The following is a 26,011-nucleotide window of genomic DNA, read 5'->3' on the forward strand; positions in this document are numbered from 1 at the left end:
CAGCATGACCGTCGTCGAGCAGCAGCCGCCCCGCACGCCGCGTCTGCATTGGCGCAGAGTGATGGCGCTCAAGGGCGCCTCCCTCACCGTGCCGTTCTTCCTCGGGTTCGGGCTCTTCACCGTGACGCCGATCGTCATGGCGCTCAGGAAGAGCCTGTACCAGGAGCAGAGCTCAGGACTGGGATTCGGGGGCAAGACCGTCGAGTTCGTCGGACTCGACAACTTCACCAAGGGGCTCCAGGACTCGCACTTCTGGGGCGCCATGGGCAGGGTCGCCCTCTTCGGGGCGATCAGCATCCCGCTGATCCAACTGGCCGCCGTCGGACTCGCGCTGCTCCTCGACGCGGCGGCGCAACGAGTCGCCAACCGATTCCGGATCGCCCTCCTCATCCCCTACATGATCCCGGGCATCGTCGCGACGCTCATCTGGATCTACATCTACAGCCCGGCTGTAGGGCCCCTGACACCATTCTTCAAACACCTCGGAATCAGCGCCGACTTCTACAGCGGTTCCATGATCTGGATCTCCATCGGCAATCTGATCGCATGGAGCAGCATCGGCTTCAACATGCTCATCGTGTACTCCGCGCTGCGGGCGCTGCCGGCCGAGATCTATGACAGCGCCCGCATCGACGGGGCATCGGAGTGGCGTATCGCGTGGTCGATCAAGGTGCCGCTGATCCGCAGATCCCTGGTGCTGACCAGTGTGCTCAGCATCATCGGAACCTTGCAGATATTCAGCGATCCCGTGCTGTTCCGGTCGATGACGCCTGAAACAGTCACCCGTGACTTCACCCCGATCATGGACATCTACGACTGGGCCTTCAGCCAGGGCGAGTTCAACTACGCAGCCGCCCTGTCGATCATCCTCGCGGTCGTCGTCGGCACCGCCTCGGCGATCTTCTACCGGCTCACGAACAAGGCGCCCACCTCATGACAACGACCATGCACAGGACGAACGACCGTGCCGTCGCACCGAAGCCGGCCGGCAGAGGGCCAGTCCGGCGGCGCAGCGAGGTCGGTCAGCCCCACCAGGCCACCCGTACCAAAGCACTCGTCATCACCGGCCTGGTTCTCTTCCTGATCTACTCGCTTGCCCCTGTCTGGTGGCTGATCGTCTCGGCGACCAAGAGCCAGCGGGACCTCTACACCACCAACGGCCTGTGGTTCTCGAGCATCCACCTCTGGACCAACCTGCGGCAGCTGTTCACCTACCAGGACGGCATCTTCCTCACCTGGATGCGGAACACGCTGATCTACGGGTTCCTGGGCACCGCAGGTATGACCCTGATCTGTGTGGCCTGCGGCTACGCCCTCGCCATGTACGAGTTCAAGGGCCGCGGATTCCTGATGGGCTGCATCATCGGGTCGTTCCTGATCCCGGGTGCCCTGCTGACCATTCCCTCGTTCCTGCTCTTCACCGACCTGAACCTCGTCGACACCTCGTCGGCCATCATTCTCCCGAGCTTCTTCAACGCCTTTTCCGTCTACCTCGCCAAGGTGTACGCGGAGGGAGCCATCCCGCCCGAGCTGCTGGAGGCGGCACGTATCGACGGCGCGGGGGAGTACCGGATCTTCTTCACGATCGGCGCCCGCCTGATGTCCACCGGCGGGGCGACCATCTTCATCCTCGGCTTCGTCGGCATGTGGAACTCGTTCTTCGGGCCACTGGTCTTCCTGCGCAGCAGCACCAAGTGGACGGTCATGCTCGGCCTGTATTCCTGGCTGAAGGTGAAGACGGACAGCTCGGTCGACCTCACCGGCATGGTCGTGGTCGGATCGATCATCTCGCTGATCCCGATGGTGATCCTCATGGTCTCGATGCAGCGCTACTGGCGTTCGGGAGTCACGCTCGGCAGCCTCAAGTGACCCCGAGTCCGCCCGGGCCGGCTACGACCTGATCGTCTCGACGGCACTCGCTCCTTCGAGCGGAGAAGGGTTCGACGACCGGTGGTTGAAAGGCCGGCCGCGCGCGGATCCTCCGGTGTCCTGTCCGACCTCGCCGGACCGGCTGCATCCAGTACCCATGCCCCGAACGGCAGGACATCCCCTTCGTAAGGGTCGACCCATTGCCTGATTCGCCGCAGCACGTGCCGACGCGTTCGTCCCACGCGTCGACACGCGCGCGCTCGCCGCAGGGCTCCTGCTCGCACCGAACTTCTCCTTTGAATCCTTGACCCAAGGAAGAAGGTGCTCTCTGTGAATCCGACTCCAGCCGCCGCAGGCGCTCGCGTCCGAAGACTCGGCGCGTTCGCAGCAGCGCTCCTGCTCGTCACCGGACTCCTCATCGCGGTGTCCCGTCCGGCCGCCGCCCAGGAGCCCGGCACGTGCACCGTGACGTTCCGGTCCACTGTCAGCGCGCAGGGGTTCGTCCACCCCGGCGTCGGCCTGACCGAGCCGATCCTGGAGAACGCCCGTCGGCAGATCGCCGCGGGCGCGGAACCCTGGACCTCGTCCTTGCGGGCGATGCGCCGGTCGGCGGCGGCCGGGACCGGGGTGACGTCGTCCAACCGGAGCAGCGCCGACCCGACCAAGCCCGCCTCGGACGCGTTCAACAGCCAGGGCTTCAACGGCCGCTTCATCGCCGACGGCCTGAAGTCCTACACGCAGGCGATCCTCTACGTGCTCACCGGTGAGGAGGTCTACCGCAAGAACGCCCTCGCCATCATCCGCATCTGGGAGCAGATGGACCCCGCCAAGTACGAGTACTTCACCGACTCGCACATCCACACCGGCATACCCCTCAACCGCATGGTCTCCGCCGCCGAGCTGCTGCGCTACACCTCGTGCGCCGACGAGGCGTACCCCTGGACCGACGCGGACACGCGGGCGTTCACCGACAACCTTGTCGTCCCGGTCATCGAGACCTTTCAGAACGACAACAACCACTTCATGAACCAGCACACCTACCCGCTCATGGGCGCGATGGCCGGCTCGATCTTCATGGACGACACCGCCCTCTACAAGCGGTCGGTCGAATGGTTCACCGTCAACGCCACCGCGAAGGACCAGGGCTTCAACGGCTCGATCGCGCGGCTGTTCCGATGGGTCGACACCGACGACGCCACCGGAAAGCCGATCAAGGACCCGCACGTCCAGCACGCCGAGATGGGACGCGACCAGGCCCACGGCGGCGGCGACCTCACCAACGCGGCGATCATCTCCCGCATGCTCCTGGCACAGGGGACCAAGGTCGACCCCGTCGCCGGCACCGTCTCCGAGGCCCCGAACGCAGTCGGCCCCTACGAGTTCCTCGACAACCGGATCCTCGCCGCCGCCGACTACTTCTGGCGATACATGCTCGGCTACGACACCCCGTGGACTCCGATGGCCTACGCCATTTCGCCCGACGGCACCATCCGCGACACCTACAACCACATCTCGTACGGCTACCGCGGGCGCTACAACACCGCGAGCTTCTGGGACATCTACTACTACTACGCGTTCACCCGCGGCGAGGACGTCAAGAAACTCGCGCCGTACTTCGCCGAGGCGTACGCCAAGCGCAACGGCCCCCTCTACTACTACGGCGGCGGCCTCAACAACGCGTGGGACAACGTGGACGGCGGCGGCGACTCGTGGCTCTTCGCGCCGGCCTCGGCGGCCGGGCAAACCGTCCCGCCGCTGCCCGACAGCCCGACGATTCTGGAGGTCGAGAACAAGTACACCCGCCTTTCCGGCGACGTCGAGAAGAGAACCGACGGCGACACCGGCTACGTGCGGATGTCGACCTCAGGCCACGGCTCCGAGATCGCCTACCTCAGCGGCTCGAGCAAGAAGCAGCTCCTCGCCTTCCGGGTCCGCACCGACGGCGAAGTCCGGCTGCGCCTCGACCGCCACGACGACCGCACGATCCTTGTGCCGAACACCGGCGGCGCATGGCGGTACGTCATGTACCCCCACTCCATCGGCGACATCCTGTTCATCCAGGCCACCGGCAACGGGACCATCGACATCGATCACATCGACACCAACGCCGCCGCCGAACTGACACCCCCGACCTTCGACGACACCTCCACCGCGCGCATCGTCGACTGGAAGGGCGCGACCGCCACCGCCGACCTCTCCGCGCACTACAACGGCACCGGCAATCTCGCCTACACGGCCCGGGGACTGCCCACCGGGGCGACCCTCGACGCCTCCACCGGCCAACTGACCTGGACGCCCACCGCAGCCGGCTCCACCGTCGTCACCGTGACTGTCTCCGACGGCACTACGGTGGCGAGCCACCACGTCGTACTCGCCGCCGCCCACAACCGCTCCGACGCGCTCACGCTCGCGCAGCAAGGCCACGACGCCGACGCCGAGTACGTCTCCGACACCAGGACCGCCTACGACCAGGCGCTCACCGCTGCCGAGGCCTTGCGCACGAAGGGAAGCGACGACGAGTACCTCGCGGCGCTGGCCCACCTCGTGACGGCGGTCGACGGTCTCACCCTCGTCTCCCCGCACACGGCCGTGGACGGCAGTCTCGACTACCCCTCGCTCGTGGTCGCCTCCACGGCCGGGGCCAACATCGGCAACCTCGTCGACGGCGACAACCAGTCGGGAACCGTGTACAGCCAGGCGGTCAACCTCTCCCACACCTTCGACTTCGGGCCCGACTTCCGGGTGTCGGCGACCCGCTTCGGATTCCAGAGCAACATCTTCGCCGACCGGCTCGCGAACTCCACCGTCTACGGCTCGGACGACGGCAAGAACTGGACCCGGCTGACCCCGGGCGTGACCCAGTTCACCCAGGACTTCAACACGCTCGCCGTCGACCCGGCTCTGCGCAACGCGCAATTCCGCTACCTCAAGGTCCAGATGCTCAAACCCCTGCCCGACGTGCTCTACGGCATCGTCCGCAACGTGTTCGAGATGACCGAGTTCCACATCTACGGCGAACGGCACGAGAGCGGCAACCTGGTCGAGGCGACCTCGATCGCCTCGCCCCAGGCCATCGCGGGCAAGATCATGACGGGTGACACAGTCGACGTCTCGGTCACCGCGAAGAAGCCGATCCAACAGGTCACCGTCACCGTCCAAGGCGTGACGGCGAAGGCGAACACGGCGGACGGCGTCAACTGGACCGCATCGGTCGAACTCGACAACGTGCCACCGGGCGACATCCAGGTCGCGGTCGACTACCTCGACGCCGACGGCAAGGCCGGGCCGACCGCCTACGGCACCACAGACGGATCGAAGCTCTACATCGCGGGCGACCCCGCGCACTTCATCGACGTGGCCAAGCTGGCCACCGTCACCGCCTCCGACAAACAGTGGCCGGGCAACGGACTGGGCGCCGACGAGGTCGGCTACCTGCTCTTCGACCGCGCTGCCGACACGTACGGCGACCTGAACAGCGGAGCAGGCGCGTACTACGTCATCGACTTCGGCGCGCACGCGACCGTACGGCCCGAGGAGGTTCTGATCCTGCCTCGGGCCAGCCACCCGCAGCGGGCCAACGGCACCGTCGTGCAGGGGTCGAACGACGCCCAGACCTGGACCGACCTCACCAAGCCACTCACCGGGGCCGCCGCGAACGCCTGGAGCGACCAGCCCACCTCGGGCGGAGACCACTACCGGTACCTGCGGATCTACAACGCCTCGAGCTGGTACGGCAACCTCTCCGAGGTCGAACTCTACGGCGACGTCAAGCACGACGCGTGATCCGAAGGCGCGCACGCGCGCACACTCCCACCCCGACCCCTGCAATCCCGCTACGGAGGGCGTTCCATGACCCCGAACACCCCGACGAGCAGGCGGCTTGCCTTGTTCAGCCCGGGCGAGGGCCGTCTGACCCCGAGGGCGAGCGCCCGCAGCGACGCCCGGACGATCGATCTGGACGGTCGCTGGCGGTTCCGGCTCAGTCCGTCACTGGGCGAGATGACCCAAGGCTTCCAGGAGTCAGGGTTCGACGACTCGGTGTGGGACCACGTGCGTGTTCCCGGCATGTGGCAGATGGAAGGCCTGCGTGACGAGAACGGAGACCTCCTGGACGCGGGCCGAGGGCGCTTCGGCCTGCCCGCCTACACCAACGTGGTCTATCCCTTCCCGGTGGATCCGCCGCACCCGCCGGAGGACAACCCCACCGGCGAGTACCGCCGGGAGTTCGTCGTCGACTCCGTCGCTCCCGGGCCGCGCTGGGTGCTGCGGTTCGAGGGGGTGGACTCGCACTTCACGGTCTGGCTGAACGGCACGGAGCTCGGCTGGGCGACCGGCAGCCGGCTGCCCGCCGAGTTCGACGCGACCGAGGCGCTTCAGCCGGGCCGAAACGTTCTTGCCGTCCGGGTCCACCAGTGGTCCGCCGGCAGCTACCTCGAAGACCAGGACATGTGGTGGCTCTCCGGCATCTTCCGCTCCGTCCAGCTGATCGAGCGGCCCGCGGGAGCGATCGGCGACCACTTCGTGCACGCGGACTTCGACCACCGCACCGGCGAGGGCCTGCTCCTGGTCGAGTGCGACGTTCCCGCCGTGGTGGACATCCCCGAACTCGGCGTCATAAGCCTGCCCACCGGCGAACCGCAGAGGATCGCCCACGTCGAGCCCTGGACGGCCGAGACGCCCCGGCTGTACGCGGGCACGCTCCGGTCCGAGGGGGAGACGCTCACCCTCGCCGTCGGATTCCGCACCGTCCGGGTCGTCGACGGGACCATCACCGTCAACGGCTCGCCCATCCGCTTCCGGGGCGTCAACCGGCACGAATGGCACCCGAAGACCGGCCGCACCCTCGATCCGGAGACCATGCGAGCCGACGTTCTGCTGATGAAGCGGCACAACATCAACGCGGTCCGTACCAGCCACTACCCGCCCGACGCCCGGTTCCTCGACCTGTGCGACGAGTACGGCCTGTGGGTGATCGACGAATGCGACCTGGAGACGCACGGCTTCGGCCCGCTCGGCTGGAAGGACAACCCCTCCGCCGACGACCGCTGGCGCGACGCCTTCCTGGACCGGGTCCAGCGGATGGTCGAACGCGACAAGAACCATCCCAGCGTCGTCATGTGGTCGATGGGCAACGAAGCCGGCGAAGGGGACAACATCCGGGCGATGGCCGAGTGGACCCGCCGCCGCGACCCGGACCGGCTCATCCACTACGAGGGCGACTACGACAGCCCCTACGTGGACGTGTACAGCAGGATGTACGCGAGCCCCGACGAGGTCGCCCTCATCGGGATGCACGCCGAGCCCCGCACCGCCGACGCCGCGGCCGACTCGCACCGCCGGCGGCTGCCGTTCATCCTCTGCGAGTACGCGCACGCGATGGGCAACGGCCCCGGCGGCCTGTCCGAGTACGAGGAGCTGTTCGACCGGTATCCCCGGCTGCACGGCGGCTTCGTATGGGAGTGGATCGACCACGGCATCCTCCAGAAGACCACCGAGGGCCCGAACGCCGGCCGGCCCTTCTACGCTTACGGGGGCGACTTCGGCGAGGTGGTCCACGACGGCAACTTCATCGCGGACGGCCTGCTCTTCCCCGACCGCACGCCCTCGCCGGGCCTCGTCGCGTACAAGGCCGTCATCGCCCCCGTCCGCATGCGACTGCAGCACACGTCGAACCGGCTGACCCTGCTGATCCGCAACGACTTCGACTTCCTCGACACCTCGCTCCTCGCCTTCGACTGGCGCATGGAAGCCGACGGCGTCCCGCTGGCGGACGGCGTCCTGGACCTGCCACCGGTCCCGGCCCGCGCGAGCCATGAGGTGGTCCTCGACGAAACCGTCACCACGGACCCGCAGGCCGGCGGCGAGCAGGTCCTGACGGTGCGCGCCGTACTGGCCAAGGACTACGGAGGCGTCCCGGCCGGACACGAGATCGCCTTCACGCAGCTGATCCTTACGACGCCCGAGGAACCGCGCCGCGAGCCGGTCGCCCTGCGCCCGCAGCGCACGACGGGAGGATGGACACTGGGCGAGGCGACCTTCAACGCCCTCGGTGCACTCGTCCAGCTCGGCGACCTGGCACTGGTCGGCCCCCGACTCGACCTGTGGCGAGCCCCCACGGACAACGACCGCGGCGGCAACGGACAGGCACGGGTGTGGAGAGAACTGGGCCTGCACCGGCTCGTGCACCGCACCATCGGCTGCGCCGTCGACGGCGAGCGGCTGGTCGTCGACACCGTCAGCCGGGCCGCCGGTCAGGACGGAGGCATACAGGGACGCTGGACGTGGACCGCGTACGCCTCCGGTGCCTTGGAGCTGAAGCTGGACCTGACCCCGGTCGGCCGGCTCGACACCGGCCTCGGGGATCCGCGTCACGGAGCCGGGCCGCAGCGGTCGGCCACCCTGCCGAAACTCGGGATCCGGCTCGGCCTTCCGGGTGGCGCGGCGAGCCTCGACTGGTACGGGTACGGGCCCGGCGAGTCCTACCGCGACAGCAGGCAGGCCGTCCGCCTCGGCAGGTTCCACGCCACCGTGGAGGAACTGCAGACCCCCTACGTGCGGCCCCAGGAGAACGGCAACCGCAGCGGCGTACGCGAAGCGGAGATCCGCTGGGCCGACGGCCAGGTGCTGCACCTCTCCGCCCCCACCGGCGTCGACCTGTCCCTGCGGCCGTGGACGGCCGAGGCCATGGACGCGGCACGGCACAGCAGCGACCTCGTCCCGGACGGCACACTCTGGCTCACCCTCGACCTGGCCCACCACGGACTCGGAAGCGCCTCCTGCGGCCCGGACGCCCTGCCCCAGCACCGCCTCCACCCCCACTCGGCGACCCTCACCGTGCGTCTGGGCACCGGTGATGCGGAAGGGGGACTGGCGTCAGCCGTAAGGCACTGATCAACCGGGCTGCCCCCGAGCGTGCGGGATCCGCCCTGGGGGGAGGCCGGCTTCCGCGCCGGCCGCGGCGCGTACCGCCGCACACCTTCATCGCCGGCATCTCCACCTCAGGCATCAGGTAACCCGCGTTCCCCACCGGGGGCCCTCGTACGCTGATTGCGCGCCCGGGGTCAAGCACGCCTCCACTCCTACCTGTTCGCCTCCCAGGACGTCCCTGCGCCGAAGGAACTCCACCTGGGAAGATCAGAGTCGGCAGGACCACGTCCCTGACGGGCCCGTACGCCGACAGCACGGGAAACACCGATGTGCAACGCCTGGCCCACGCTCACGCGCTCTGTGGAAAGGACCTCCATGAGCCCCCGTACCGCCGATGCTGTTCCCACCCGCCCGGCCCGCTTCACCCTCGACCCCTCCTTCACCGTCGGCGAGGTCGACCCCCGTCTCTTCGGTTCCTTCGTCGAACACCTCGGCCGCTGCGTCTACACCGGAATCTTCGAGCCGGACCATCCCTCGGCCGACGAGGCGGGCATCCGTACGGACGTACTGGAGCTGATCCGCGAGCTCGGCGTCACCACGATCCGTTACCCCGGCGGCAACTTCGTCTCCGGCTACAAGTGGGAGGACTCGGTCGGCCCGGTCGAGGACCGCCCACGCCGCCTCGACCTCGCCTGGCGGTCGACCGAGACCAACCGCTTCGGCCTGTCCGAGTACATCGCCTTCCTGAAGAAGATCGGCCCCCAGGCCGAGCCCATGATGGCGATCAACCTCGGCACGCGCGGCGTCGCCGAGGCCCTGGAACTCCAGGAGTACGCCAACCATCCGGAGGGCACGGCCCTGTCGGACCTGCGCAGAGCGCACGGCGACAAGGACCCCTTCGGCATCCGGCTGTGGTGCCTCGGCAACGAGATGGACGGCCCCTGGCAGACGGGCCACAAGACCGCCGCGGAATACGGTCGCATCGCCGCCGAGACGGCCCGCGCCATGCGCCAGATCGACCCGTCCGTGGAACTGGTCGCCTGCGGCTCCTCCGGCCAGTGGATGTCCACCTTCGCCGCGTGGGAGGCGACGGTGCTGCAGGAGACGTACGACCTCGTGGACTACATCTCCCTGCACGCCTACTACGAGCCCCGGGACGGCGATCTCGAGTCCTTCCTCGCCTCCGCCGTCGACATGGAGTCCTTCATCGAGAACGTCGTCGCCACCTGCGACCACGTGGGTGCGAGGCTGAAGTCGAAGAAGAAGATCAATCTGTCCTTCGACGAGTGGAACGTCTGGTACGCCGCGGAGTGGCACGGGATAGAGAACTCCGACTCGCGGGACTGGGCGCAGGCACCCCGTCTGCTGGAGAACAACTACAGCGTCCTGGACGCCGTCGTCTTCGGCTCCCTGCTGATCGCGCTGCTCCGCCACGCGGACCGGGTGACCGTCGCCTGCCTCGCTCAGCTCGTCAATGTGATCGCCCCGATCATGACCGAGCCGGGTGGCCCGGCCTGGCGGCAGACGACGTTCTTCCCCTTCGCGCAGGCATCGAAGTACGGCCGCGGGCAGGTCCTCGACGTGCGGGTGGACTCGCCGACGTACGAGACGGAGAAGTACGGCGAGGCAGACCTTTTGCACGCCACGGCCGTGCGCGCCGAGGACGGCTCGGTCACCGTGTTCGCCGTCAACCGCAGCCGCACCCAATCCCTTCCCCTGCAAGTCACCTTGAACGGCCTCGGGTTGACGTCGGTCGTCGAGCACAGCGCCCTCGCGGACGCCGACCCCGACGCCCGCAACACCCTCACCCATCCGCAACGCGTGACCCCGCACCAGGTCTCCGGGACCACCCTGAGCGACGGCACCCTCAGCGCTGTCCTCGAACCGCTGTCCTGGAACGTGATCCGGCTCGCCGAGGGACTGTCTCGGGTGTGATCGCCCCGAATCGCCCGCGAGGGTGCAGACTTCAGCCAGCGTCGGGCCCGCACCGCTGGACCATCGAACGCACCACGGCCTGGCTCGCCGGATGCTGACGCCTGCGCCGGTGCCAAGAACGCGGGGCCGGCCCTTTCCTGGCCTTCGCCGGCATCGCCTGCACCCTCATCTGCTGTCGCAGGCTCACCCAGGGCGACGACTTCTAGGAGGCGTCGGCGTAGGCGAGATGGTCGCCGCAGATGGTGCAGCGGAAAAGCATGGCGGTCGCCCCCTCGCCCAGGTGCGTCAGGAAGTTCTCAAGCTGGTGCTCGTCGCGCAAACCGTCGATGCGCATGTCGACGCGCAGCTGGTCGAGGGCTTCCGGATGCGCCGCCAACTCGCCGTAGCCGACTTCGCCCACGAACGCGGCCGCGTCCTGGCAGTGGACGAGCCAGTGCGGATCCTGCCAGGCGTGGAAGCCAGGGGTGCGGCGGGTGACCTCGTGCAAGACATCCTCGCTGACGCCGTCAAGCCCGTAGGAGTCGGTGAATTCACCCGCGAAGCGTTCAGCCGCGCTTCCATCCGCGATGCACCACGGGCAGAAACGTCCGTCGACATCGTGCGCGGTGTAGAAGGTGGCCGTGTAGATCCAGCCGGTGTCGCGCCCGCAGCAAGCGCACGTCTCGGCGGAGGCGCGGATGGACCCACTTGCGACAGGGTCTGGGTGGTACCGGAAGAAGGGCAGGCTGGTGCTCATCGCCGCTTGCCGATCTGCACCGCGGTAGCCCTGCCCACTGTTCCTATGGAGGGCAGTCTGTCTCGATGACGGTTTACGATCAAGCGGCGACGTCGGACGTCTGTTGGCCCGGCCGATCGGGATGACTTGTAAGGCGGGGCGATGCTTATGGCGTTGCTGGGCCTCAAGGACGGTGTCGGCCATGGCTCGGATGGCGGCCCGCTCGGCGCCGGGACGTGCTTTTGCGGCGCCCGTCGGGACGGGGGCTGCCGGCGCTCGCCCGGGGAGCGGTGCGGCCCCCAAGGGTCGGTCACCGCAGGTCACCGGAGCGGCTCGGAAGGCCTCTAGGATCCGGTTGATCACCTTACTGGGGAGGGGACATGACCGAGGGCCGGGAAACGGGAGCGGTCGCCGAGAGGCCGGTGGAGTTGGCATACCGGCCGACCGTCGGCGAATTGGCGTCCGCGCTGCGGGCACGCGCGAGGAGCACCGGCGCGGGACGCTTTCAGCGCGGGCTGCTGGTCTGGACGGTGGCGGTCACGATCGTCGGCGCCCTGCTGTCGTCGGCCGGCTCCGGTCACCGGGACACACCGTGGCTGCTGTATGCGGGGGTGGCGGTCTTCGTCGCCTTCATGGCTGCGGTGCCGTGGTTGCAGGCCCGCCGCCTCCACCGGCTCGCCGAACGGCAGGGGGACATCTGCGGGGCAGTCGACGACACCGGGATCCGGCTCACCACCGCGCACAGCTCGGCCAGCCGCGACTGGCACCTCTACTCGCGCTATGTCGAGACGCCGGAGCTGTTCGTGCTCCTCACCGCCGACAAGTCCACCGTCGGCTTCGTCGTCCTGCCCAAGCGTGCCGTGGCGGATCGGGAGGAGGTGGACCGGCTCCGGGCGGTCCTCGACCGGCGGCTCATGCGCGTGGACGCCGGCGAGGCGCCCGGAACTCCGCGGAGCCGGGGCCGGGCCGTCGGCCGCGGGGTCGGCTCCGTTGGGCTGTTGCTGCTGGGACTGCTGCTGTTCTTCTTCGCCTTCGCCGCCGTCCACCAGGCCGCGCACCCGGACCGTTTCCCCGGGCTGCACAACAACACCGCCCCGATGTCGGCCGTCATGCTGGGGCTGGGCGCGCTCGCCGTCGCCGGGGCTTGGTGGCTCGTACGGCGGATGACGGCCATGCGGGCCGTGACCGCCGCGCTCGCCGTCCTCGTCCTGCTGGCCGGTGGCGCAGCCCTGTACCGCGTTGGGCCGATGCTCCACTGCTGGGGCTCGGACCGGATCGCCCGCGAGCCTGACGGGGCCTACGTCTGCTACGACTTCTGAGCGGGCCACGGTTTTCGGGCGGGCTCGGAAATCATCGCTCGGCGGCGGGCCGCAGAAGCCTTGGTCCAGGGCCAGGCGTGTCTGAGGTCTTGCCGAACCGTGACGTCATCGGCCCTTTGCTGCCCTCACGGCAGGCCGGGGGAGCAGTCAGGCCCGAAAGGTGCGACACCCCGGCGCCCGCAGTCCATGCGCTGGTCGCGAGCTGCGAGAACCTGCGCCCGGGACGCCGCGGCCGCAGGAAGCGCCCACGGCCGGCAGCCCCGGAATCGCAGCGGCCCACCATGCTCGTCGGCCCGCCTCACGCAGGACGGACCGACGAGCGCTTCCGCAGGGCCGCCGCCGATCGCGTGTCAGCGGACGTCGACGAAGTCGCCCCCGGCGGTGGCGGGAGCAGCGGTGGAGGTGCCCGCGAAGGTGTAGCGCCAGTAGCCGTCCTCCGATGCCGTCACGGCGGTCTTCAGATTTCCGTAGCTGTCCGTCGCGACCGTCTTCACGGTCGTGTACGTGGACGCCCCCGCCTTGCGGAACTGCAACTGCGCCTTCTGGCCGGCGTATCCGTGATAGCCGCCGAGCGTCTCCCAGTCCGTACGGGAGAGCTTGCCCGTGACGGTGAGCGGCTTGCCCCTTGTCACCGGCTCGGGAGTCGCGTTGGCCGTCAGGAGCGCGTCGCGCAGCACGGGTAGCGTCTTGGCGGCATGCAGATCGATGTGTCCGGTGCCGTCCGCCGACTCGGCCCAGGCAGCGAACTTCCAGGTGTCGGCGAGGGAGTTGCGGCCGAGGGTCCAGCGCGGGTGGATGTAGGCGAACTGGGCCTCGCAGGTGGCCGTGGTCGCGTTGACCTTGGTGCAGGTCGCTCGCCAGGGGCTGTAGAGAACGGCGTCGGGGGTGGCGTACGAGCCCCGGTACAGGTACATGTCGCCGCCGGCGATTCCCGACGGGTCGGTGGCGGTGAACTTCGCCTTGAATTCCTGGAGCGGCTGGTCGGACAGCTCCACCGGCTTGCCGCCGTTCACCACGATGTTGGAGATGCGGGTCGAGCCCACCACCTCGTCGCCCTGCGGAACCGGCCCTGCGAACGCCCGCTCGACGGTGCGGCTGAGGCTGCCGCCCAGGTCGTCGACGGCAGTGACGCGCAGGGTGACGAAGGAGGCAGTGGCGGGAACGTCCAGCGTCGCCGAGCCGTCGACGGCGACGGGCAGATCGGTCCAGGTCGCGCCGTCGTCCGTGGAGTAAGCCAGGCCCGAAGTCCTGGTGTTCGTCTGCGCCGCGTCCGCGTTGCGGGTGGTGACGCTTGCGTCGATCCGGACCGGCCCGGCGGCGGCGCGACCCGCCGCATCGAGCCCGGAGACCCTCACCTCGGTGTCGATCAAGGGGAGCTCTTTGCCTTCGGCGTATCCCGCCCGGAACGTCCATTCGCTGCGTATCCCCGTGGACAGCCGGGAGTAGGGGACGCGGCGGTGGACGGTCTGGTCGAGGGTGTACGTCTGGGGCGACGTCGACACTCCTCGGAGTACGCGGCGATCCCGCTGCTACCCGCGGAGCCGGGTGCGGGCGGGATCGGGTCAAGGTGAGCCGGTACGATACGGTTCGGCAGCGATACGGCGAATCAGCCAGGCTCAGTCGCCACGGACGCGGGCGTGCAGATGCATGTCGTGTCGGCCATCGTCATGCACGGCGGCGCTGCGCCTGGTGCCTTCCAGGAGGTAGCCGGACTTGGTGGCGACTCCGCATGAGGCTTGGTTGCGGGTCGAGTGGTCCAGCTCCAGCCGGTGGAAGCCGACTTCGTCGAGGGCCCAGGTGGTAAGCGCCAAGAGGGCGCGCGTGGCCACACCAGCACCGCGGGCGGCCGGGAGCACCCAGTAGGCCGTGCCGGCTGTGCCGTCGTCGAAGTCCAGACCGCGGAGGGCGATCCGGCCGAGCACCTCGACGCCATCGCGGGTGATCGCCCAGTGGCCGCCCCTCTCGTGCTTCCAGTCCTGGCGGTATGCGTCGAACCATTCGCGCACCTGGGACTCGGTGGCGGGCCGACGTGTGTGCCAGCGGCGGACTTCATCGTCGTGGTAAGCAGAAAGGAACGCTGGCGCGTCGGCTTCTTCCCAGGGGCGAAGCAACAACCCCCCGGTGGTGGGGAGCACGGGTTGGGGGGAACTGCCGAGCAAGCCGCAGGCGATGACGGGCGGCGTCGACAAAGCGCGGGTCATACACCATGATCGCCCGACGCTGGTCACCCACGTCAACAAAGAGTCGCTCGTTGGGGATGAGGGCCTGGACGGCGTTGGGCTGGATCTCCTGTGCGACAGCGGCCGGGCGACGGCATCACGCCGATGTCTTACCCGTTCCCTCGCCGGGCGAGGAGCAGCGCAACGTCGTCGTCCGGTTCCCGGTTCAAGGCGTCGAGTAGGACGTCGCAGGTCTCCTCCAGGGGGAGCCGGGTGCCGCCCAACAGCCCGAGCAGGTCCTGAAGTCCGACGTCGATGGATACTTCGCGCCGTTCCACCAAACCGTCCGTGAACAGCGCGAGCAGCGTTCCCTCCGCCAGTTCCCGCTCCTCGGTGCTGAACGGCACGCCGCCCACCCCGAGCGGCACCCCGCTGGATATGTCAGGGAATTCGGCTCTCCCGGCCGGGTCCACCAGCACCGGCGGCAGATGGCCTGCGAGGGAGAGCTCGCATCGGCCGTGCCGTGGGTCGCAGACCACGTAGAGGCAGGTGGCCATCGAGTCGGAGTCGCCGAGTGAGGCTGTGATGTCGTCGAGGTGGTACAGCAGTTCGGCCGGGGGCAGGTCGAGTCGGGCGAGGGCGCGGGTGGCTGTACGGAGCTGGCCCATGATCGCCGCGGCGTGCACCCCTTTGCCCATGACATCCCCGACGACGAGGCCGAGCTTGCCGCGTCTCAGTGGCAGCACGTCGAACCAGTCGCCGCCGACCTCGCTGACCGCGGGCAGGTATCGGCAGGCGACCTCGATGCCGTCGTAGTCAGGTGGCTCCTGGGGGAGCAGACTGCGCTGGAGGGTGAGCGCGGTGCTGCGCTCGCGCCCGTACAGCCTGGCGTTGTCGATACAGACGGCGGCGCGCGCGGCCAGTTCGGTGGCGAGCGTGAGGTCTTGGTCGTCGAACGGCCGGGCGTTCACCGTGCGGTAGAGGCTGAGTGTGCCCAGTACCTCGCCACGGGCCATCAGGGGGGCGGACAGATAGGAGTGGACCCCGGCTTGCCGGAGCGTCTCGGCGGCGGAATCGTCCCGGGCGATACGCCGCATCGTCGAGCCGCTCACCCGCTGCAGCAGGATCGGCCGCCTCTCTTGCACACTCTGGGTGATCACCCGTGACGCACTGTATGACGCCAGCTCGCCGACCGGATCAGCGGCCCCGATCGCATCGGTGGGATAGCCCGCCGCGACGGCGAGCGCCCGGAATACGAGCGAGCCCTCGACCTGCAGTGCGGCCGTGGTGCCGCCCAGACCGGCCACCGAGTCGAGTACGTCGACGGCCGCGAGGTCGGCGAGCTCCGGCACAGCCGTCCCCGCCAGTTCACGCGCAGTCTGACGCAGGTCCAGCGTGGTGCCGATGCACATACCGGCGTCGGCTATCACCGCCAGCCTCTCTCGCGCTTTGGCGATCTCGGCCGCAGTCCGCTGCCGCTCGGAGACATCCAGCACCGCGATCGCCAGGCCCAGTACCCGCCCGTTCGCATCCTCGAGCCGGTGGTACGACTCCGAGTAGGTGTGATCCTCGCTGTCCGCAGCCGTCCGGCCGATCGTCTGCTGATCCAGCAGCGGCTCACCGGTCTGAAGGACCCGCCGCATCCGCGACTCGATGGCTTCGACATCCAGCGCCGGGAGAACCTCGCCGACGCGGCGGCCAAGCACCGCCTCCTCGGGCACACCATTGATCCGCTCCAGTGACGGATTGACGCGCACCCAACGCAGGTCGGTGTCGAACACCGCGATACCCACCGGCGACTGGCGGACCAGGATGTGGGACAGGGCCAGGTCCCACTCCACGTTCCGTACGGTGTCGGCGTCGGTGCCGAGGCCCAGGGCGTAAACATCACCGCCGGCATCGCGCAACTGCATGGTGCGAAACTCCACCATGCGCGTCGAGCCATCCTTGTGCCGCACCGGAAAGACTCCCGCCCAGCTCCCACCCGCACGCACGCGCTCGAACAGCTCGCGCGCCCGTGCCCGGTTCTCCGGTGCCAGCAGCAGCCCGCCCGCGTTCCGCCCCAGTGCTTCAGCAGCGGAGAAGCCCAGCAACCGCTCGGCCTCGGGGCTCCACAGAGCGATCCGCCCGTCACTGTCCACGACCACGGCGGAGACTCGCAACAGATCCAGCAGCCCGCCGGGCGCAGCCATGCCGTCCCCCCAGTCCTTCCCGGTCCGGGACTCTCGCTCAGGCATACCAGCCGCTCCTTCCGGCGGCAGCGCCGGAATCGTGGCCCATCCGCGGGTCTCCTTGCCAGTCATACCCCTCCCTGGGGAACACCGCACGCCACGGCCGTCCGGGACCGGCTGACCACCGGTGCATGTCGCTCAGCACCAGTGGCGCCATAGCCATTGGCGGCAGGCACGTGAATCGCTGTGACGCACGGTTGCGTGTTGTGGCTGGTGTGGCGTGCTTCCCGATTGCTGGCATAAGCAGCGACGACCGAGGAAGGCCCTGCTCCTGCATCGCGTCGGGGAGGCGAGCCTTGAGGCCCGCGTTCCCGCGGCTCAGGAACCACTCGACGGTGCAGGCCCCTTGCACCGGATCGATGCACAGGGTCAGGCCGTCGTTCGCGGACCACGAGTTGCGTCCAGGACACGATGGAACCGGATATGAAGGGCAGTGCCGGTGCGCCGATGAGCAGGGAAGTGCTGGTCCTCGCCTGCCAGGCCCGGCTCCCGCAGCGCGGCACCGAGCGGGCCGACCGCATGGAGCCCAACCTGGGCGTGGCCTACCGCGTCGACCTGGACGTGGCGGCGGGCGCTGGAACATCACCGGAACTTTCACGCGGGACGGGGATGTCTTGCTCGGTCCAGATGCATTTGCCGTCCCGGAGGTAGCGGGCGCCCCAGCGTTTGGAGAGGGCGGCGACGAGTTGAAGGCCGCGGCCGCCCTCGTCTGTGTAGGCGGCGTGGCGGATGCGCGGGGTGCTGAGGCTGCCGTCGTATACCTCGCAGGTCAGGCAGCGGCTGCGCAGCAGGCGCAGGTGGATGGGGCCCTTGGCGTGCCGGATCACGTTGCCGATCAGCTCGCTGACCAGCAGCTCGGTCGTGATCGCGAGATCGTCCAGTCCCCAGGCGGCCAGTTTCGTGCGGACGAATTCGCGGGCCTGGCCGGCCGCGCGGGGATCCTCCGGGAGGGTGCAGGAGGCGACATCACCGGCGTCGATGGCCCGGGTGTGGGCGATCAGCAGTGCTGCGTCGTCGTTCGTCCGGGCATGGTCGGGCAGCAGGGCCGAGACCACCGTGTCGCACAGGTCGTCGAGGTGCTGGACGTCGTCGGCCTCGTCCCGTGCCATGAAGGTGGGCACCGCATGCCGGGCGAGGATCTGTTGCAGTCGGGCCAGTCCTCGGTCGACGCCCTGGGAAGCGGATTCGACGAGCCCGTCGGTGCACAGGACGAGCAGGCTCTCCTCAGGCAGAAGCAGTTCGTGCGTTTCGAACGGTGGCTCGGCGGCCCCGAGTGGCGGGTCGGCGGCCAGGTCGGGCCTGTGGACGGTGCCATCGGGACGGACGACGACCGGCGGGGGATGACCGGCCAGGGAGAACGTGCATATCCGGGTGATCGGGTCGAAGACGGCGTAGAGGCACGTGGCGTAGGAGTCCTCGCCCAGGTCACTGACCAGGTCGTTGAGCCGGCTGAGTAGCTCGTCGGGGGGAATGTCCAGGTCGGCGAGGGTGCGCACCGCGGTGCGCAGCTGGCCCATGGTGGCCGCTTCCGGAATGCCGTGTCCCATGACGTCGCCGATCACCATGGCGACCCTGTCCGCGGACAGCGGGATCACGTCGTACCAGTCGCCACCGACCTGTTCGCCCCGGCCCGCGGGCAGGTAGCGGGCGGCGGCGCAGGCGGCAGGCAGGCGGGGCAGTGTCCGGGGAAGCAGGCCACGCTGCAGCCCCTGCGCCCGGGCGTGCTCCACGTCGTACAACCGGGCGCGCCCCAGCGACTGGCCGGCCAGACCGCTCAGCGCGGTCAGCAGCGTGCGCTCCTCGTCGCTGAAGGAACGCGGCTGGGCGAAAGACACCAGACACATGCCGATGGGGCGTCCGGACGCGATCATGGGGAGGAACGCCCACGCGTTCTTCTTGGCCGCCGACGGGATGTGCGCCAGCGTGGGATAACGCCGGCAGTACTCTGCGGCTGATTCGATGAACCGGGGAGTACGGGTCCCCAGCACGTCGGTGGCCACGGGGTAGTCGGCTACGGGGATCCCGTCGAGCATGCTGAGGAATTCCTGCGTGTATCCGGAGGAGCCGACCACACGCTGTCGGCCGCCTTCGAAGACCCAGAATATGAGGCCGTCCGCGCCGAATGGGGGCAGGACGTGCGCCGCGACGGCCTGTACGACTTCCCGCGAGGTGAGCGCCTCGGCGAGTGCCGAGGTCAGCTTGCCCATCCGCACCGTCTGCTCGGAGCCGGCCGCCGAACCGCGGACGGGCAGCCTGCCAGGCAGGTCCTCCAGGCATGCAGCGGCCCATTGCGCCACAGAATTCAGAAAGGATCGCTGCACCTCATCCGGCTCGCCGGCCCCTCCCATGATCACGGAGAGCACGCCTATCGGCCCGTCGGCACCGAGAAGGGGCACCGCTGCCGTGCCGGTTGCCTGCATGCCCAGGCTGTCGCCGCCCACCCAGACGTACTCACCGCTGCGTATGGCACGTGCGGGCGCCACGTCCTGCCGATCGGAGAGATCCGCCCACGCCTCGGCGCTCTCCGCAGCCAACCCGCTGGCCGCAACCAGATGCAGTCGGCCGGCCGCAGGATCGCACCAGTGCAGGAACGCGCCGCGGCCTTCCAGACACTCCGTGGCCTTGAGGGCCAGCGTCAGCGTCTCAGCGCCTCGCAGTGCTTTGTACGAGGCGGCCCGAAAGCCCAGCCCTGACTGCTGTGGGTGACTCCCGGCTCTGGCTGCCGCAGGTGCCAACTCGTCTCCTGCTCACTCTTGGGTCACGGGCCTGCACATGCAGCGACGGGAATCCCCGCAAATCAGGCAAACTCCACTAAATGTTAGCTTGCCGCCCGTCCGTATCCGTCCGCAGCCCATGCACCGCAGGCGTCATCCGATGTCCGTGATGCCGACCATGACGGATCGGGTTCAGCTTCCGCGGCCCGGGAGATCGGCGGGTAGAGGCGCCACGGCGTCGGTGACGTCCACGCGCAGACGCCCGGTCGACGGGTCGTAGACGAGCCGGGGTCGGAAACCCCGGCCCGGCATGCCGCCGGGGTGGACGGCGTTGGCGGCGAGCTCCGCGATGACGTTTCGGCACGCTCCGTGACGTTCTGCGGAACGCCCCCAGTGCCGCAGCTCCAGGTTCCTCCGGCCTGGGATGCGGGGCGTGCCGTCAAGGCCGTACCCGTTGCGGGTCAGTGCGCGAGCGCGTCGGGGAAGCCGAACGTCGCGACCAGCGCGGGATCGTGGAATTCGATCACGCGAAAGACGCCGCTGGCGGTGGGGGCCAGTACCACGGCGCCGTCGGCTCGGAGCGCGCCGTCACCATCCCGGGGTACTCGGCCGCTGACAGGCGACGGCTGAGCGAACCCCAGTGCTCAAGGAACCCGACATCCTCGTAACGGGCGGCCGACCAGACACGTGCGGGAGCCGCCGAGAAGTCACTCGATGAGACACATTGCGAGTGTCCGGAGAACCATCCCACCTCGGCTCCGCGGCCCAATTCGTGGAAAGCGCAGGGCTGTCCACGGCCACGGTGGGCATCGGCTCGGGCAACGACCAGGTCGTGCGGTGATGCCTTCCCCGCCGACGAGTTTGCGCGGCCTTCGCCGGTAGGGAGTCACACCGGGGTCCGGCAGGTCCATGAGCGCGAGTTTGGCCGGGTCGACCACGGCGGTGATCTCGGTGATGTGGCCGTCGGAGACAGTGAAGGCCAGGAGGGAAGGCGGGGTGCCGTCCCCGCTCCAGGAGATGACGGCGGGGCGGCCGTTGACGGTCGCCGCACGTCCTCGTGCTGCGCTGCCGGCCACTCGCGCGCGGGTGGCGACTTCGGTGGCCCCGAGAGTGATGAACGTGCCGTTCGGGGTGTGGACGGTGAACTTCACTTCGGGGTGGAGAACCTGCAGCAGCTGCTCGAATCGGCCGTCGGAGCCGCGGTGAGGAAGGCCTGGACCACCTGCCGGTCTCCTGGCGGGACGGACGCAGCCACGCCTCTGCTGTCGAGTAGGCCCGCGTTGCCGCGCGGGTCGGAAGGCACGCCCGTGCTCAGCGTAGTGAACGCCGACGGCACCATCGCCCAGTAGTGTTCCCGTGCCGGCGGGAACAGCCGATCCGGCCAGCGCTGTTGCACCGCTCGGGGGACCGGCGCCGCGCGTGCCCTCAAGTCCGTTGTGCACCCGGTCATCCGATATCGGGGCGACCGCTTATACAACCGGCGCAGATTGAGAATGCGGCGATTTCACAGGAGGACTGTTTCATGAATGACCGGCCCTTGACGCTGATGGCCGTGCACGCTCACCCCGACGATGAGGCCACTGGAACGGGAGGTGTCCTCGCGCGGTACGCGGCGGAGGGCATCCGCACGGTCCTGGTGACGTGTACCGACGGCAGGTGCGGTGACGGACCGGGCGGTGTCAAGCCGGGCGAGCCCGGGCACGATCCGGCAGCCGTCGCCTTGATGCGGCGTCAAGAACTCGAGTCCAGCTGCGATATTCTGAAGGTCGGTCACCTGGAGATGCTGGACTACGCCGACTCCGGGATGATGGGCTGGCCGGCCAACGACGCCCCCGGATCCTTCTGGCGGACACCCGTGGAGGAGGGGGCTGCCCGACTCGCGGAACTCTTGCGCCGCCACCAACCCGATGTGGTCGTCACCTACGACGAGAACGGCTTCTACGGTCACCCCGACCACATCCAGGCACACCGCATCACGATGGCTGCGCTGGCGATGACCGCGCCGATACCGAAGGTGTACTGGACGACGGCGCCCCGCTCGATGATGCAGCGGTTCGGGGAGGTCATGCGCGAGTTCGGTGCGGACTGGCAGGAGGCGGATCCCGCCGAGGCCGCCGCGCTGGCCGAGATCGGACTTCCCGACGAGGAGATCACCACCTGGGTGGACACCACCGCGTTCGGCGGTCAGAAGTTCGACGCGTTGGCCGCGCACGCCAGCCAGGGCGAGAACATCTTCTTCCTCAAGATGGGCCAGAAGAGGTTCACCGAGCTGATGGGCGTCGAGACCTTCGTACGGGTCCAGGACACCACCGGTGCGGCCGTGCCCGAGAACGACCTCTTCGCCGGACTGCGCTGATCCGCCGACCTTCTGGGGTCCGCTCCGGCGTCCGTTGAGCATCAGGGTATCCCTGCTCGGTGACGTGGCGGTTGCGAGGACACCACCCCCTAGGGTCTGTTGCCAAAGTGGATCTTTGTTGAAGCCGTCGAGCGCGGAGTCGACGTCGGACTTGGGGATGGCCTCCTCGTAGATGGGCGTACGGACGACAACGGGAGCGACCGCGTTGACCCGGATGCCGTGCGGGGCGAGTTCCATGGCAGGTGCTCGGTGAGGGAGTGCAGTGCCGCCTTGGCCATCGAGTACGCCGAGGACGGGGTGGCGGCGATGGCCTGGTGGGCCCACATGGAGCCGATGTTGACGATGGATCCCTTGATGCCGCGGGCGATCATGTTGCCGGCGACGGTCTGGGTGAGGAAGGAGAAGGCCCGTTGAGGGCCTGGTAGCGGTCGTAGTCGGCGTACGGGTGGTCCACGAAGGGCTTCGGGGCGAACACGCCGGCCGCGTTGACCAGGAGGGCGGCGTCGGCGTGGTCCTTGGCCAGGTCGGCGCGCAGCCGCTCGACGGCGTCGGCGTCGTTGAGATCGGCGGCCAGCGCGGTGACACGGCCGGAGTCCGCCAGAGCGGCCGTGGCGTCCTCGGCGCCGGAGGGGGTCCGGCCGGTGACGACGACGCTGCCGGCGGCGTCGAGGACGTGCCGGGCGATGGCCAGGCCCATGCCGCTGGTGCCACCCATGATGCGGCCTTCTTGCCGGTGAGGTCGGGGGTGGTGCGGGACATGCTGTGCTCCTGGTGAGAGGCGTTCGAGGGAAAAGGCGCCCTGCCCCAGCCGACGTCCGGCCGGACGACCTGAAACTGGGAGGGCCCTGTGAGACGGCAGCCACAGGTCGAGCCCGTGGAAGCGGAAGCGGCGGCGGATGCGGCTCCCCCGGGGGAGCCGGACGGCGCCGTGTGGAACGTGCCGGCTCCGGTGGTCGATGTTCGCTGCACTTGACGGTGGCAGCGTCAACCGGTGCACGGGCCCGGTCGTGGCGGATTCGTCTACTGCGACTGTGCGAACGGCCCGAGGCAGGTCAGACGGTCTCGTAGATCCGCCCCGCGGGGTCGGCGGACGGCGGTGTCGACAGGCCGCCGCCGACAGCGACTGCAGCGAGTCCCCTGAGGCTTGTTGCGAACCCCCTGGGTCACCATGGGCGGACTGTGCGGTGCCCCTGGTCCGGTCGGAGGCTTCCCGGGACACCGCTGTCTGCGCATGTCCGGAACAGTGCTGTCCTCACGATCATCCACGGTGTGGATGAGCCGGATACGAGATTCGGATCGCTCGAGGGATGGCAGCGGGGCGCCGGGCAGCCCATAGTCGTCCCGATCCGCACGCGGCTGTCCACATCAGCGGCCGACGTGAGGCCATCTCCAGCATGCCGTGCGCTGCAGCGCCCATACAGGCATGCGTGCTTTCGTACGCCGTCCCATGGAGTCGCCATGCCTGGTTCCGTCCCGCCGTCTGCCACCGCGGTCGACGATGCCGCGTCGTCGCCCGTCGCTGTCTCCGGCCCGGCCCATCTACTGCGCGTGACCCTGCTGATGGCGGGCAGCTGTCTGCCGATCCTCGGGGCGGTGCTGATCGCACCGGTGCTGCCGAAGATGCAGGACCACTTCGAGTCGTCCCCGGGGGCCAAGGCGCTGGTTCCCCTCGCGCTGACCGTCCCGGCGCTGGCGCTGGCGGTGCTGGCCCCGTTCGCCGGGGTGATCGTCGACCGGCTGGGCCGCAAGCGCCTGCTGATCGTGACGACTCTCCTGTACGCCGTGTTCGGGACGGCACCGCTCTATCTGAACTCCCTCGGCGCCATCATCGCCAGCCGCGCCCTGGTCGGCGTCGCCGAGGCCGCCATCATGACGTGCTGCACCACGCTGATCGGCGACTACTACAGCGGTCCGCGGCGGGTGAAGTACCTCGCCCTGCAGACCATGTGCGCCTCGGCGTCGGCCACCGTCTTCTTCGTGGTCGGTGGGGCCGCCGGGTCGGCGGGCTGGCGGGTGCCCTTCTGGGCCTACGCCGTGAGCCTGCTGCTCGCCCCGCTGATGGCGACCGCTCTGCCCAACCCGACGGCCCGCGCGACCGCCGACGAGGTCCCGGTAGGGGCGGAGACCCGCCGCCCGTTCCTGTGGCGGCGAATGGCGGGCATCTGCGCCCTCACCGTCTTCGGAGCCATCGTCTTCTACACCGTCCCGGTGGAGATGTCGTACCTGCTCGACGATCTCGGGGTGGAGAACTCCGGTGTCATCGGCCTGGCCACCGCGGTCTCGAGCGCCGCCACCGTGGGAGGAGCCGTCACCTTCGCCCGGCTGAGGCGCTCCCCGGCTCCGATGTTGCCCGCCGTCCTCGCGCTCTGTGCGGCCGGCTTCGGGGTGATGTTCCTGGCGGGCAACGCCCCGCTGCTGGTCGTCGGGGCCGTGATCAACTGCGTGGGCACCGGCATGCTGCTGCCCGCCCTTCTCACCAGTGCCATGTCCCGGCTGGCGTTCGAGGACCGCGGCCGCGGCACGGGACTGTGGATGGCGGCCTTCTTCGGCGGTGAGTTCCTCTGCCCGCTCGTACTGCTGGCCGTGGAGTCGGCGGTCGGAAGTCTGGCCGGAGCGGTGGCCGTGCTGGGGCTGGCCGCCGCCCTCCTTGCGGCGGGTCTCTTCGCGGTCCGCCGCCACGTCGGTGCCGTCGACTCCCGGCCGCTGCCGGAGCGGACGGCCTGACGGACGTACGCTCCATCGGGACTGCCACGATGTGCCGGACCGCGGCCGCCGCGCCATCGTGGCCAGTCGTGTCAGCGCGGCGGAGTCGCATGCGACTCGTCCCCGCGCCCCTTGGAGGCGTCGCCGTCGCCGTCGGCCGTCAACGTCGCCCCCACCTCCGCCGCCTTCTGCCGCAGCCAGATGTGGGCCGCGTCCTGGGCGTGCACGGGGTGCCACCACATCGCCTCCTGCACCGGTACGGCCTCGAACGGGCAGGGCAGGACGCGTACCGCGGCGGCGCGGACCGCTTTGCGGGCGAGGCGTTCCTGGATCATCGCGATCCGGTTGGTGCCCTCGATCATGTGGGGCAGCAGCTGGAAGGTCTGTACGGAGACCTCGACCCGAGGGCTGATGCCGATCATGCTGAGTTGGCGCGCGGCCGGGGCGTCGTAGGGACGCTGGTAGACGGCCCAGGGCAGCCGGGCCAGATGGTCGAGGGTGAGCTCGTCGCCGACCTCGGGGTGGTCGTCGGCGATCAGACACAGCCAGCGGTCGCTGAAGAGGTCGACCGCGGGCAGACCGTCGATGACGCCGTGCGGCATCAGCAGTCCGTCGACGGTGCTCAGTACGGTCGCGGTGTTCTCCACGACGGAGGGCGCCGGGTGCTGGAAGGCGAGCCGGATCCCGGGTGCCTCGCGGTGCAGGGCGCGGGCGAGGGCGGCCCCGAACACGGCTGCGCCGTAGTCCGAGGCGAGCAGTGTGAACTCGCGGGCCTCGGCCGTCGGATCGAAGTCGGCCTGGCTGGCGAAGACCCGCTCCAGCAGGTCGCACGCGGTGGCGCTGCGGTCGCGCAGGGCGGCGCCGAGGGGGGTCAGTTCGTAGGAGTTTCCGGTCCGGGCGAGCAATTCGTCGTCGAAATGGCGGCGCAGCCGGGACAGCGCCGCGCTCATCGCGGGCTGGCTGAGTCCGATGCGCTCGCCGGCCCGGGTGACGTTGCGTTCCTCCAGTAGCGCGCGGAGGGCGACGACCAGGTTGAGGTCGAGTCGGGACAGGTTCACCGGGCACCACCTGGACGGAGAGAGGTATTCGTGGCGTGGATGCGCGTCATCCACAGGATTCATTTCCGCGATCTGAGGATCCAGG

16 protein-coding genes are annotated in these 26,011 nt (G+C 69.1%); 8 read left to right on the forward strand and 8 right to left on the reverse strand.

Annotation, left to right across the window (positions count from 1 at the left end; genetic code table 11):
- Positions 1-4 precede the first annotated feature (4 nt).
- The 5 genes from C3488_RS13035 (at position 5) to C3488_RS13055 (ending at position 10,671) form a co-directional block, all read left to right on the forward strand.
- Positions 5-937: a carbohydrate ABC transporter permease gene (locus C3488_RS13035; protein ID WP_258053392.1), complete on the forward strand. Its 933-nt coding sequence runs from the start codon at positions 5-7 to the stop codon at positions 935-937.
- Entirely contained in the window at positions 934-1,869 is a 936-nt protein-coding gene (locus tag C3488_RS13040) for a carbohydrate ABC transporter permease (protein ID WP_258053393.1), read from the forward strand. Before C3488_RS13035 ends, C3488_RS13040 begins: the two co-directional genes overlap by 4 nt.
- A gap of 330 nt (positions 1,870-2,199) precedes the next feature.
- Complete coding sequence (locus C3488_RS13045; RefSeq protein WP_103839562.1) at positions 2,200-5,652, forward strand: putative Ig domain-containing protein; 3,453 nt, start codon at positions 2,200-2,202, stop codon at positions 5,650-5,652.
- A gap of 66 nt (positions 5,653-5,718) precedes the next feature.
- Entirely contained in the window at positions 5,719-8,760 is a 3,042-nt protein-coding gene (locus C3488_RS13050) for a glycoside hydrolase family 2 TIM barrel-domain containing protein (protein ID WP_103839563.1), read from the forward strand.
- Between the two features lie 351 nt (positions 8,761-9,111).
- On the forward strand, positions 9,112-10,671 hold the full coding sequence (locus tag C3488_RS13055) for an alpha-N-arabinofuranosidase (protein WP_103839564.1): 1,560 nt from the start codon (positions 9,112-9,114) through the stop codon (positions 10,669-10,671).
- Between the two features lie 202 nt (positions 10,672-10,873).
- Here the strand turns inward: C3488_RS13055 and C3488_RS13065 are convergent, their stop codons facing one another.
- The gene (locus C3488_RS13065; RefSeq protein WP_258053394.1) at positions 10,874-11,590 is read right to left on the reverse strand and encodes a CbrC family protein; all 717 of its coding nucleotides are present in this window, start codon (positions 11,588-11,590) and stop codon (positions 10,874-10,876) included.
- A gap of 176 nt (positions 11,591-11,766) precedes the next feature.
- Between C3488_RS13065 and C3488_RS13070 the strand changes: the two genes are divergently transcribed.
- Positions 11,767-12,705, forward strand: coding sequence for a YcxB family protein (locus C3488_RS13070; RefSeq protein ID WP_103839566.1), 939 nt, complete (start codon positions 11,767-11,769; stop codon positions 12,703-12,705).
- A 350-nt stretch (positions 12,706-13,055) separates the two neighbouring features.
- Here the strand turns inward: C3488_RS13070 and C3488_RS13075 are convergent, their stop codons facing one another.
- The 4 genes from C3488_RS13075 to C3488_RS13090 all read right to left on the reverse strand — a co-directional run bounded on the left by C3488_RS13075 (position 13,056) and on the right by C3488_RS13090 (position 19,578).
- On the reverse strand, positions 13,056-14,207 hold the full coding sequence (locus C3488_RS13075) for a hypothetical protein (RefSeq protein WP_103839567.1): 1,152 nt from the start codon (positions 14,205-14,207) through the stop codon (positions 13,056-13,058).
- Positions 14,208-14,321: 114 nt separating this feature from the next.
- Positions 14,322-14,906, reverse strand: coding sequence for a GNAT family N-acetyltransferase (locus C3488_RS13080; RefSeq protein ID WP_103839568.1), 585 nt, complete (start codon positions 14,904-14,906; stop codon positions 14,322-14,324).
- Positions 14,907-15,034: 128 nt separating this feature from the next.
- Positions 15,035-17,101 (reverse strand): SpoIIE family protein phosphatase, encoded by a 2,067-nt coding sequence (locus tag C3488_RS13085; RefSeq protein WP_103839569.1) that lies wholly within the window; start codon positions 17,099-17,101, stop codon positions 15,035-15,037.
- Positions 17,102-17,637: 536 nt separating this feature from the next.
- Positions 17,638-19,578, reverse strand: a complete 1,941-nt coding sequence (locus tag C3488_RS13090) for a SpoIIE family protein phosphatase (RefSeq protein ID WP_258053395.1) — start codon at positions 19,576-19,578, stop codon at positions 17,638-17,640.
- 1,753 nt (positions 19,579-21,331) lie between these two features.
- On the opposite strand from C3488_RS13090, the gene C3488_RS13105 reads away from it, so the two are divergent.
- On the forward strand, positions 21,332-22,165 hold the full coding sequence (locus tag C3488_RS13105) for a PIG-L family deacetylase (RefSeq protein WP_103839571.1): 834 nt from the start codon (positions 21,332-21,334) through the stop codon (positions 22,163-22,165).
- Between the two features lie 89 nt (positions 22,166-22,254).
- On the opposite strand, the gene C3488_RS42550 is transcribed toward C3488_RS13105, so the two are convergent.
- Together C3488_RS42550 and C3488_RS41055 are read right to left on the reverse strand one after the other, a co-directional pair.
- Positions 22,255-22,536: a hypothetical protein gene (locus C3488_RS42550; protein WP_219822310.1), complete on the reverse strand. Its 282-nt coding sequence runs from the start codon at positions 22,534-22,536 to the stop codon at positions 22,255-22,257.
- On the reverse strand, positions 22,533-22,880 hold the full coding sequence (locus C3488_RS41055) for an SDR family oxidoreductase (protein ID WP_219822311.1): 348 nt from the start codon (positions 22,878-22,880) through the stop codon (positions 22,533-22,535). Before C3488_RS41055 ends, C3488_RS42550 begins: the two co-directional genes overlap by 4 nt.
- 743 nt (positions 22,881-23,623) lie before the next feature.
- Between C3488_RS41055 and C3488_RS13115 the strand changes: the two genes are divergently transcribed.
- Positions 23,624-24,889 (forward strand): MFS transporter, encoded by a 1,266-nt coding sequence (locus tag C3488_RS13115; protein ID WP_103839572.1) that lies wholly within the window; start codon positions 23,624-23,626, stop codon positions 24,887-24,889.
- Positions 24,890-24,960: 71 nt separating this feature from the next.
- Here the strand turns inward: C3488_RS13115 and C3488_RS13120 are convergent, their stop codons facing one another.
- Positions 24,961-25,926 carry a LysR family transcriptional regulator gene (locus C3488_RS13120; protein WP_103839573.1) on the reverse strand — a complete coding sequence of 322 codons (966 nt, stop codon included), beginning with the start codon at positions 25,924-25,926 and terminating at the stop codon, positions 24,961-24,963.
- Positions 25,927-26,011 lie beyond the last annotated feature (85 nt).

The organism is Streptomyces sp. Ru72 (assembly GCF_002920635.1).
Taxonomy (GTDB): domain Bacteria; phylum Actinomycetota; class Actinomycetes; order Streptomycetales; family Streptomycetaceae; genus Streptomyces.

Coding starts and splice junctions, on each gene's coding strand:
- C3488_RS13035 (WP_258053392.1), top strand. CDS start 5: ATGACCGTCGTCGAGCAGCAGCCGCCCCGCACGCCGCGTCTGCATTGG.
- C3488_RS13040 (WP_258053393.1), top strand. CDS start 934: ATGACAACGACCATGCACAGGACGAACGACCGTGCCGTCGCACCGAAG.
- C3488_RS13050 (WP_103839563.1), top strand. CDS start 5,719: ATGACCCCGAACACCCCGACGAGCAGGCGGCTTGCCTTGTTCAGCCCG.
- C3488_RS13055 (WP_103839564.1), top strand. CDS start 9,112: ATGAGCCCCCGTACCGCCGATGCTGTTCCCACCCGCCCGGCCCGCTTC.
- C3488_RS13065 (WP_258053394.1), bottom strand. CDS start 11,590: ATGGCCGACACCGTCCTTGAGGCCCAGCAACGCCATAAGCATCGCCCC.
- C3488_RS13070 (WP_103839566.1), top strand. CDS start 11,767: ATGACCGAGGGCCGGGAAACGGGAGCGGTCGCCGAGAGGCCGGTGGAG.
- C3488_RS13080 (WP_103839568.1), bottom strand. CDS start 14,906: ATGACCCGCGCTTTGTCGACGCCGCCCGTCATCGCCTGCGGCTTGCTC.
- C3488_RS13085 (WP_103839569.1), bottom strand. CDS start 17,101: ATGCCTGAGCGAGAGTCCCGGACCGGGAAGGACTGGGGGGACGGCATG.
- C3488_RS13105 (WP_103839571.1), top strand. CDS start 21,332: ATGAATGACCGGCCCTTGACGCTGATGGCCGTGCACGCTCACCCCGAC.
- C3488_RS42550 (WP_219822310.1), bottom strand. CDS start 22,536: ATGATCGCCCGCGGCATCAAGGGATCCATCGTCAACATCGGCTCCATG.
- C3488_RS41055 (WP_219822311.1), bottom strand. CDS start 22,880: ATGGGTGGCACCAGCGGCATGGGCCTGGCCATCGCCCGGCACGTCCTC.
- C3488_RS13115 (WP_103839572.1), top strand. CDS start 23,624: ATGCCTGGTTCCGTCCCGCCGTCTGCCACCGCGGTCGACGATGCCGCG.